Source organism: Nocardia sp. NPDC056100, from assembly GCF_042266325.1.
GTDB lineage: Bacteria > Actinomycetota > Actinomycetes > Mycobacteriales > Mycobacteriaceae > Nocardia.
The window spans coordinates 1,207,576-1,218,519 of record NZ_JBHJVY010000004.1 but is presented as its reverse complement, the minus strand read 5'-3'; the positions used below and the strand labels follow the sequence as shown (position 1 = coordinate 1,218,519).

The following is a 10,944-nucleotide window of genomic DNA, read 5'->3' as shown; positions in this document are numbered from 1 at the left end:
CGGGATCTCCACCGATCCACAACACTCCTCGTACTGCACGCTGGATGTCGGGCCTGGATCAATGCTACCGAGATCTCAGTCGACGACGGTCAGACAACCACTGATCTTCTCCTCGGCATGAAGGTTCCCAGATGACCGAAGATTCGTCCCTGGTCAGCCTATTGCTGCCCAGAAAAACAGATAGAGGATTGGATGGCATTGCGTTCAGCACCTTTGTAGACGGCGGGGTTGCTGTACCGGTATCCGCAGTCGACCAACTGCTGGTTGCGCTAATTCGTCATCTGATCGACCGGATGCCCCGCCGCGTGACTGTGATACAGCTACCGCGTGCCCGCCACAGAATCGCGCTGACACATGCAATTTGTATGCACCTTCTACGCCTGCAACAACCTTTGGTTGCCGGGCCGGTTGTATTTGCGGCGCTCGACGTCGACTTGACTGACCAAGTGCGGCAGCTCCAGATGCGCAACTACCGCAATTTGGCTCTTCACCGAGACAACCCGCTATCGGCACAGCGACTTACCCGTAGTGGACAACTGGTTCCGGTGGTCGGCACTACGTTCCGCTCGGGAGATAGCTCCCTTGTCTATCTCAATACTCGAGTCGGCAATCCCGCACTGCCGCAAGGTAACCCACCACTGGTTATTATCGATGCAGCTTCGATCACCAACGCGGACAGCCGAGCGCGGATGCTCGCATGGGCGTCGACCCACTCAGCTGTTTCGACGGTTGTAGTCGGTGATATCGGCGACGAATCGCTCGTGAAAGCCGTGACCGCGACTGGTTCGGCACCGCTCGTTCTCCCGGTGACCGATACAGAGGTGAAAGAGTTGGTGTATGAACTCAACAAGCAGAAGCCCGAACCCAGTCCGCTATCGAGTATGTGGATGCTGTGGCGCGACAAGCACCCACCGCTCAATATCTATCGCGCCGGTGGCACCGAGATCAACGCTGCGATCGCCCGCGCCTTCGACTGCTTGGGCGCACGGCCGGATGGGCTCATGCCGCAAACACTCGATTACCCAACCAAGCTGCTCTATTCGGGCACCCGATTAGCCGCGGCAGTAAACCACTACCGCAGAGCCTGCGCCCTGGCGGTCCGCCCCGGCGAGGGCCCCACCACCCTGCTACGTGTTCTCAACGGGCTGACGTTCACGAGCACCGGTCCGTGGCATGCGTGGGGCGTCGCGCGATGGGGCGAGCTCAAGGTTGCTGTGGAAACGCTGTGGCGGAATCTCGACGAAACCAATCCGAAACTTGACCTCCTCTGGGAGCTGCTCGCCCGCGCCGAGCGTGCCGACTGCGGCCGAATCCTAGTCCGGTGCCACAGCACTGCAGCGGCCGTGGCCACTGCGCAATCGCTCCGCAGTGAGACTCGGACCAACGCGCAGATCGCACTATGGGCGCGTATCAGCGCGAGGGTCGAGATCGACACATTCACTAAGCGGTATCCGCCCCGGCACGCCGGTATTCAAATCCTTACCGGAAACCCTCCTCCGCGGCATTTCTCACTGCTGTTCAGCGGCGAGGCCGACGAAAATTGGCTGCTTGCCTACGATGTCGAAGACATTATCCTGCGGCACCAATTACGTCGATGGCACGACACAACAGATGTGTGGCGGCGAAACATGTACCGGGTACTCGGTGCGGCCGAGCCCTCTTCGGTCGCCGGCCCAGTATTGGCCACCGAGATCCACCACACGCCGCCCGACCTGCCAGAACTGCACCTACCCCAATTGTCGATCCTTGATGTCCTAAACAGCGGTGACACTGTGATCGACCTGTCTTCAATTGTCGGGGAGGCATCTAGCGACTGGCACGATCTCGAAACCACCAGCAACTGTGTACCGATACTGCTGGATAACGGACAGACCTGGTGGGTGCCCAACGAGAACGACCAATACGGCGAACTGGCAACGCCTGTACTCGTGGTTACCGGCAGCCACCGGCATTTACCTCTACGAGACATCCGACCAGGCGACGCAATCGTCGTTCCAGCCGGTGACGGCACAGACTCGGCGCATGCACGCCTGGTAGCCCTCAGTCACACCAACGACGATGTCGCTTCGCTCGATGCAATCCTCGGACAGTTCCGCAGGGCCGCACGCTCTGTGCTGGAGACACATACCACGCAGCGGTTAGCGATAGCGGCGGTGCGCGATGCGGGCGCGCAGGCCGCCGGTGAGCTGAAAATGTGGGCTAGCGGCCACACCATCGCCCCTCGGGTGCCTGGAGATATCACTGCCGTCTTTCGAGCCGCCCAGCAACCCGCTCCCGACCTGTTGTTGCTGCAAAGGGTCGCTGGGCGGCTCCGTTCCCTGCACCGCTCACTCGGCTATTTTGTGAAAGTGCTGGCGTCGGGGCACGCCGAGGATGCCTTGGAAAAGCTTCGTCGCCTGGTCGGAGATGGAGCTGACGAGCTCGTGGACGAGTTCCTCGTGGTCACGGTAATCAGCGTAGGCAACGCCACGGACGTACCTACCCGCCTCGCGGGGCTGATCCAGTGAACCAGCACTGACCCTCAGCAGCCAAGAGTAATGTTGTGCGGAACACCTTGGCGCACAACCAAAGACATCGTTTCTTAGGCCCTGAGAGTTGGATCGCCTGACCGGAGACGCCGACTCGATCTCAACCGCACACTGTTCGAGGACGACATGACCGCAGTCACTCCACACGACACCGGTACCCACATCCCGCCCGGCAGTATCGGCCGGAGTCGGGAGAATCGGGCCGAGGAAGTCCTCGTCCAGCATGTCCTCGCGGAACTGGTGGATGCGCTGACCGACCGGTCCGGCGGCGAGCACCCATTCCCTTGGTCCCCTGAGCAAAGAGTCCGCATCGGCGTGCTTGGTGCCACGGTCACATCATCGACCGGATCCAACGCTGGCGAAAATAGCGGCGCCACCCCTCCGGCCACAACCCCCGCAGTCAAGAACCGCGGAGTCATCGGTTTGGATTTCGTGGTTAAAGGAGCTCCGGTTACCGTCGATCTCACCCTCGAGGTCGGCTATGCCATCTACCAGCCACGCTTGCCGGCCTTCACCGAAGTATCGGAAGAGGCTGCGCGGCTGACGGCCTCGGCTTCCGGAAATTCTCGTCGCCGCCAAACAGTCACGCTCAACCCGACCTGGTACCGCGACCAACGTTACGTCAGCATGCCGATGTCAATCCCCGTCACCGGGGACGAGTACACACGCATCAGCAGTGAATTGCCCGGGGGCTGTCCCTTGGCGGCTGACGCACAAAACGCGGTGACGGACCACTACGCCAGCGGCACTGCACTCGGGAAGCTGACCAACAACCAAACACTTCCGGTGGCCACAGTCTCAGGCACCGAGGCGGCATATCGTCAGGCAGTCGACTCGCGTCGCGATCATCGGTGGGCGCCAATTGCACCGATACCCAGCGTGACCGTCTCGACACTGCCCACCGTAGGCGGGGACACTGCCGTATCGGTATCGATCACCAATGCATTGGTGATCGAAGCACGCGGCCTGCAGGATATGGCCATCTATGACACCACGCTGTCGGTCTCCATCGACTCGCCCGAATTGTTACCCCGCCGACTTGGGTTTGCCGACGACGACTGCCGCTATGCCTCCGTCGCAACAGTTGTCGGCCGGGGACGTGGTTGCGTCGCCCGTTCAGGAGACACACCGAATATAGTGATTGCCGATACTTTACCGATCCACACCCAGCACCAAACCGTCTCCAGCGAGCCGACAGACATCTCGTTCGGGAATCTCGCCGACAATTGGACCGCCGCGTTGAATTCGCTGAGCGCGGAGATGCGCGGTTTCCACCGTGCCTGGGACTTCAGCGCGGCTGGAACCGCAGATGAGCGGCACCAAATTCAAGTCCTCCGAGATCAATTCGAAGCCGAGGTCCATCGTTTCGAGCTCGGAATAGACCTATTGCGGACTGATCCACATCTTGCCCAAGCCTTCGAGCTTGCCAACCAGTCTTTCGCCGCAGCCCGCGGTTCGACTGCACGATGGCGACTCTTCCAGCTGATATTCATCGTTTCCGAACTCGCAGCCCTTGCTGGTCGGGAGAATCCCACCGATCCGCGTCTGCGCGGCGAACTCGACGCAGTTGACGTCCTCTGGTTTCCCACGGGTGGCGGCAAGACCGAGGCATATCTCGGACTGATTGTCGTTGCTCTTTTTTACGACCGCTTTCGTGGCAAGGAGCGAGGAACCAGCGCGTGGCTGCTGTTCCCGCTGCGAATGTTGTCAGTACAACAACTTTCGCGTATCAGCGCAATACTGCATCACGCGGAGATTGTCCGTACTACACGGGACCTTCCCGGAGACTCGTTCACGCTCGGCTACTTCGTTGGCTCAGGCAACACCCCGAACCGATTGGCTTATCCAGACACCCACGGTTGGTGGCCAGGCCTCGCGAGCTTTGCCAGGCAACCGCAGTCGGAACGCGACAAGAGACGACTCGTCGGTGCCTGTCCCGCCTGCGGCGACGACAACAGCGTCGGCCTGGAATGCGATCTCGCCGACCAGCGCCTGTTGCATGTATGTCGTACTTGCGAGAATGTGCTGTCGATCCATGCCAGTGACGACGAGACCACCCGTTACCAGTCCTCGGTCGTAGTATCGACCGTCGACAAAGTCTGCGCCTTTGCCCGCAACGGCCAATTAACTGCGATCAACAGAGGCCCGCGCGCGAAGTGCCCACAGCACGGGTGGTACACACACCAAAAATGCATTGCTGAGGACTGTTCGACCACGCCATCGACGCACATGGAGCCCGCTGGATTCAAGGACCCCACACCGGCGCTGTGGGTTCAAGATGAGCTGCATCTCATTCGAGAAGAACTCGGGGTATTCGCTGCTCACTACCATACTTTGTTGGCCGAGCTCGCGCGCGGTGCACAGAATGAGCCCTCCAAAGTAATTGCCGCCACCGCCACCATCGAGCAGTTTGAGGACCAACTCTCCCAGGTTTACGGCCGCCGTCCGCGCATGTTCCCAACCGGTGGTGGAACTTTGGACCGCTCCTTCTACACGACGGTCACCGACGATGTTCGTCGTCTCTATCTCGGCCTACTGCCCTCAGGGGGAGGCACCGTCAAAGTCGACCTCACCGGTGAGGTGACCGCCCGCATTGTCGAACACATCCACCACCTCACTGACGACCCGGGTCCCCTGCTCTCTGAGATGACCGACGCCGGAATTGTACTCACCGCTGCCGAGGCGAGAACCATGCTGTTCTCATACGAGCTCGCGCTCGCCTACGTCAACTCCAAGGCGCACGGGGTGCACATCGTCGATGATCTCAATCGCCTGTCGGAAGACCTCATCAACTCTGGTGCCGACCGGGTCCGGTCCGAATACCTCACTGGCGAGTCACCATTGGGTGAGCTCGCTGCGATCATCGCCGAGATCGAAGCGTCCAGTCCCACCGTGAATCGAGCAGAACGTATCCGCAGCCTGGTGGGCACTTCTGTCGTCTCCCACGGTGTAGATCTGGACCGACTGAACTTCGAGATCCTCGCCGGGATGCCGCCCACCTACGCTCACTACATCCAGGCGACCGCACGAGCTGGCCGACGGCATGTGGGGCTTGTCATTGACATCTTCGATCGGAACAACCGTCGCGAGACATCGATGTACCAGAGCTTCCTTACCACCCACGCAGCCCTGGAACGCATGGTCGAACCAGTACCTGTCAACCGGTTCGCGAGCCGCGCTATCGAGCGAACCCTGCCCGGCATCGTTTGCGCGCTGCTGTGGGACGAGACCCGAGACCCGCGCTGGGAGACCACAGAGAATATCGGCAAGACCAACCGGTTTAAAGGATGGTGGAACTCTAGAGCTGCGGCCCTCTTACCTCACATTTCCGAACGAATTGCAAGGGCCTATCGCTGCCCGGTTCCTGGCGTCGTCATGTATGCCGACGAACAACGGCTCGTAAACGACGCCCAACGCCGCTGGCAGGAGATTGAACTTCCACGCGTCCAACAGTGGCAGTCTGAATGGCTCACCGAGCTGTTCACCGGCCCTGCCATGACCAGCCTGCGCGATGTGGAACTGCCAGCGGAATTCCGCGGTGGGAACCATGCCCAACAGGTCATTTCCCGCCTGCACGCCTGAGGAGGATCCAACGTTGAAGCGCTCGACCACCCAGGTTCTCTATCGCTACCTGCCCGGCGCAATTTTCGCTCACGACGATGGCTTTTATGCGCGTGTCCAACACGTCGACGGACGCCGTGTAAGCGGCGAAATCAACCAAACAGTCCTGCTGGACGAGCTGGCAAACGAAATCAGTCGTTGGCATCGCGACCAAATAGGTCTGCCGAACCCGCGGACGAACCGCGACGAATTCGTATTCATCAGGCCGGAGGAAGTGGTTTGGGAAGTCATCCCCCTCACCTTCGAATGTTTGAACTCCTCCTGTAGGCGTGTCCGGCGCTGGTGGCGCCAGGACCAATTCGTTACCGATACCAAAGAGACCGGGAAGCTCCGCTGTCGGCACTGCTCCTCGAAAATGCGACAGCTCCGATACTTTACGGCCCACAACTGTGGAGCCATGGAACCCCTCTATACACCGACGTGTTCGACCTGCAAAAACCCAGAAAATATGTACCTCGAGGATCTCGGATCATTCCGCGCATCATCCTGGCGGTGTCATACCTGCGGCAGCGCACGAAGCACACGCTTCACCCCCTGTGACTGCGGCCGATATACGCCTTACCGCCAGGGATACACAGCACGCGATCAGCGCCTCTGGTATCCCCACGGCCTCACCATCCTCAACATCTCCTCGAATCAGACCTATGACAACCTTCAACGCAACACCCACCGAGGAGTCGTCGCCCTCGCATCCTGGCTCGGAGATCAGGAGAGCCTGGCCGCATCGCTCACCGAGCTGGACCAGCCCGCCGCCAGCCCACGTATGACGGCGGAAAAGTGGGCCGAGACGGAGGCCACACTGCGGAAAAGTGGTATCGATGAGCACACCATCAATGTGATCCGTTCGCGGCAGGCGCCGACCACTATTGGTCCGCCCGCGATTATGAGTGATGTCGACATCAATGTGATAGCAATGGCCGGTGAACGGCTGATGGTAGAACGTGCGGGGTTGTTCGACCGCAACGTCATCACCGACCGCCGCAGTTTCGCCGATGTCGTGGCGGCCTCATCTGGAACGGTGGCGCGTGCGACCGCGTCCGCTGTTTCCAAGGCGGTCGCCGGGCTCGGCATCGAGGACATCTCCGTCACACAGAGCTTTCCGATCGTGACCGCCAGTTACGGATACAGTCGAGCATTCCGAGAGCCTGGTCAGGCACACCTGAAGACGTACGCTGCGGCTCGTCGGTACAACAACAAGACCCCTATCTTCGCTGTACCAGCGAACACAGAGGCATTGCTGATCACCTTCGATGCGCAGATGATCCTCGGATTCTTACAGCACGCCGACCTGTGGACAGGCACAACCCCGGCCACACTGCGCGATGCGAAGCTGAAAATCGCCGAGATCCTGGCTAACCGTGATGACGAGAACTCCAGCGCCCACGCTATTCGCCGCCTCGTGCACTCTGCCTCGCATGCTCTGCTACGCGCTCTGGATGACGGTCAAGCTGGCTTCGGCGAGTCGAGCCTCGCCGAATGGATCGTCCCTAATGCACTGACATCGGCCATCTATGTGGTCTCATATGCCGACTTCACTCTCGGAGCATTCGACACCGTGCAACGCCGCCGGATCGGACCTTGGCTCGAGCGGGCCGCAGATGCGATCGACCACTGCGACAACGATCCGCTATGTTCGCAAACCTCAAGCTTACGACCCCACGCCGCCTGCGATCGTTGCCTGTACATGTCCTTCGGCTGCAGAGTGTGGAACGCCGAGCTCGACCGCAAGTTACTGCGCCGCTTCTGGTTGTGGACGCGCCAGCGAACCGCGACACAATGACTGGGATTGTTGACCTCGTTCCCCTCGCCGAATTGCTCGCCAGTACGGTGGGCAATCGCGAGGGAGCCGCTCGCCTCGCAGCTCGGATACTCAGCAGCGGAACACAGGCTCTTCCGAGAGATACCGGCGACATCGGGTATACCCTGCGCCATGAACTGATCCGTACCGGGACTGTAACCGACGACGGCTACCCAGTGCCGCACCGGGCAGCCGAGCTGATGATCGTCTGCGAAGTGCTGGCGGCCAGTTCGATGCCCGACTCGAAACCCCCTACTGAGCCGCGGCTAGTACTTTCAGCACCAGGTGAAGACGTATCGATAGGCGATTCCGAACGCCTTGACAGTCTGGTGCTCGACGTGATTCGTCGCGCGACCAGCACACTGCACCTGGGAGGCGCCTTCTGGAACCATGACGGCTTCGAACGCCTTGATGAGGTGCTTCGGCCGGCGCTCGAGATCCGCGCTATCACCACGGTCATCTACGCGAACATTCCTGCTGACGATCGTCACCATGCAACGCTGTCGCGCCACCTCAATCGACTCGCCCACACCGGGCCGGTTGCGCTGCGCTGGTTCACCGGCCCTTCGCCCAGCATGTTGCATGCCAAGTTCGTGATCGCCGACCGCCAGATCGGCTACCTCGGTACCGCGAATCTGACGTCATGGGGACTTCGTGGTCACATCGAGGCAGGCGTTGAGTTGACCACAGGTCAATCGGAGCGGTTCGTCAGGTTCCTCGGCGAGCTCGAAGCGACCGGCCAATTCACTGCTACACCGCCCGACAGGCCAATCGTCCGGACAATAGGTACCCGACATAGTAGAAACGGATAATGGTTACCACTGATGCGCGGCGAAGCGTGCTCCGCCACCTCGACGTGGCCGAAGTCAACACCAGGGCCCGCGCCGAAGCCCGGTCCCGGCAGAACGTCCTACCGCCTCTAATCACTTATCGCTGGTGGGCACGGCGTACAGAGGCCGTGACCGGAGCGCTCATAGACGCCGCCAATGTCGACCAACCGGGTCAACTCGTCGTCGCAGATCCATTCACCGGCGGTGGTGTCATTGCCTTGGCCGCCTTGTTACGCGGCCATCGCGTCTATGCCCAAGACATCAATCTGTGGGCTGCTCAAAACCTCACCACAATGCTTTCACTTCCTGAGGCCGATCGACTGGAGCCTGCAGTGGATCGGCTCCAGACGGCGGTAGCGCACCTTCTCGAGGCCGCGTATTCGACGTCGTTCGAGGACGGCACACCAGCCACAGTGGCGCACACTCTCAGGGTTGCAGTGAAAGACTGCCCGAAGTGCTGCGCCGCAGTACGGCTGTTTCCGTCAGGAATCGTCAGTCTTACTGAACGCGTCGACCAGGGCGGGAAGGTCGGCTGGCTGGCATGCCCGTCCGGCCACCTCCAGTTCGGCCCTGCGGATCGGCGTACCCGGTGCCGGACCTGCAAACGGATCATCGATCCGGGTGCTCGGTACACCAAGGGCCGTAAGTTCCATTGCCGATGCGGCTACTCCGGCCGAATCTGGGACGCTGGAAAGATCCGCTGGACGCCGATCCTTGTCGAACGCACCACCTCTGGCCGTCGCGAGTTCGGACCTCCAAGCGCCCACGAACTCGTGGCTGCCGCCGACGCGTCATGGCCCAACCAGCGCTGCCTTCCCTCGATCATGCAAGGTACTGAGACCACAGTGCTCCGCCGCTACGGAATGACACGTTGGGACCAGGTAATGCCACGCCGACAGAATGCGATAATCAACGCACTCGTCGACACAATCGACTCTGCGGCCGCAGGGGACAAAGCTGTCGCTTCCGCGCTTCATGCGGCAGTGCTCGGTTCGGTCGAAATGGCCGGCTACCTGTCCCGATGGGACGCCCGCTATCTCAAGGCCTACGAGGCAATGGCCAATCATCGCTACAACGTCACAACCTTGTCCGCCGAACCGAATGTGTGGGGTGCTCCGCGGTCGGGGCGAGGTACAGTCGGACGCCGGTTGGCTCATCTCGCAAAAGCGGGCAACTGGTATGCCGAACGCCTCGGACGTAGTCCCTCAGTGGTCGGGCCACTTCCTGCTGGACAGCGGCGTTCGAATGGGTCTCGCACCGTTGACGTCCGAGTCGTCGTCGGATCGAGCACAAGACTTCTTGCCACGAGCAACTCATTCGACCTGGTTTGCACAGATCCGCCGTATCACGATGACGTGAAATATGGCGAACTCTCTGAAATCTTCCGAGCGTGGGCCGGATTGGATACCTCGCGGGTCGATGGCGAGGCAGTTGTATCCGCAGATGCCGTCGACACAGACGCTTACGAAGCCACCCTCACCCAAGCGTTCCTCGAAATGCGACGAGCCCTAAAACCCGATGGCCACCTCGTTCTTTCCTACGCGAATCGCGACCCGATGGCGTGGGTCGCGCTCTTCAGCGCGCTACAAGCAGCTGGGTTCACAGCGATCGGCTTCCAGGTTGTCCACGCCGAGAATGATGCCGACCACGCAAAGGTAAACCGTCGCGCCTGCAATCTCGACCTGATACTCGACCTCGTGGTCGCCAGCGATCGCCCTTTGGAAAAGTTTGCCGCCGAGGGTTCGCAGGTCCGAGCAGAGGAGGATGATTTCTGCCGCACGATGGGAAAGACCGCCCTGCAGATCGGCAGTCTTGATGGTCAATGGCGCGAAAAACTGCACCGCACCGTTGCCGCACACCCGTTTGTGACAAGGAGCAAGGCCACGACGTAGACATGAACGCACTGCCTGCAACAGCACAACACGGACAAACTGCTAAAACCCCCGCTGCTGGTGCAACACGTTGGAGGCTCTCGCTACCCTGGGTTGGCTATTGCGACGCGAAGACGGTCGAGCAGAACAAGCGCGTAAACCGCTTGATGCTCACCGTCCGCGCGTTCCCCATTCAGGAGTGACTGCCCGCCGTCGAGACGATCGTCGACACCACTATCTACGACAAATGGCAAGCGTTCGTGCGGACCTACGTCGTTTCCCGTCTCGGCGACGGT

At 60.5% G+C, this 10,944-nt stretch carries 5 protein-coding genes; all 5 read left to right on the top strand.

All coding sequences use genetic code 11. The features are described from left to right. Window positions 1-131 precede the first annotated feature (131 nt). The 5 genes from ACFC0O_RS35995 (at window position 132) to ACFC0O_RS35975 (ending at window position 10,669) form a co-directional block, all read left to right on the top strand. The gene (locus tag ACFC0O_RS35995; protein ID WP_375966057.1) at window positions 132-2,507 is read left to right on the top strand and encodes a hypothetical protein; all 2,376 of its coding nucleotides are present in this window, start codon (window positions 132-134) and stop codon (window positions 2,505-2,507) included. A 147-nt stretch (window positions 2,508-2,654) separates the two neighbouring features. Then, window positions 2,655-6,110 (top strand): DEAD/DEAH box helicase family protein, encoded by a 3,456-nt coding sequence (locus ACFC0O_RS35990; RefSeq protein ID WP_375966055.1) that lies wholly within the window; start codon window positions 2,655-2,657, stop codon window positions 6,108-6,110. A gap of 13 nt (window positions 6,111-6,123) precedes the next feature. Beyond that, window positions 6,124-7,929, top strand: a complete 1,806-nt coding sequence (locus ACFC0O_RS35985; protein ID WP_375966052.1) for a hypothetical protein — start codon at window positions 6,124-6,126, stop codon at window positions 7,927-7,929. Continuing rightward, a complete protein-coding gene (locus ACFC0O_RS35980) occupies window positions 7,926-8,759 on the top strand; it encodes a phospholipase D-like domain-containing protein (RefSeq protein WP_375966049.1) in 834 nt (277 codons plus the stop codon). Before ACFC0O_RS35985 ends, ACFC0O_RS35980 begins: the two co-directional genes overlap by 4 nt. A gap of 146 nt (window positions 8,760-8,905) precedes the next feature. Next, window positions 8,906-10,669 (top strand): hypothetical protein, encoded by a 1,764-nt coding sequence (locus ACFC0O_RS35975; RefSeq protein WP_375966047.1) that lies wholly within the window; start codon window positions 8,906-8,908, stop codon window positions 10,667-10,669. Window positions 10,670-10,944: the final 275 nt, after the last annotated feature.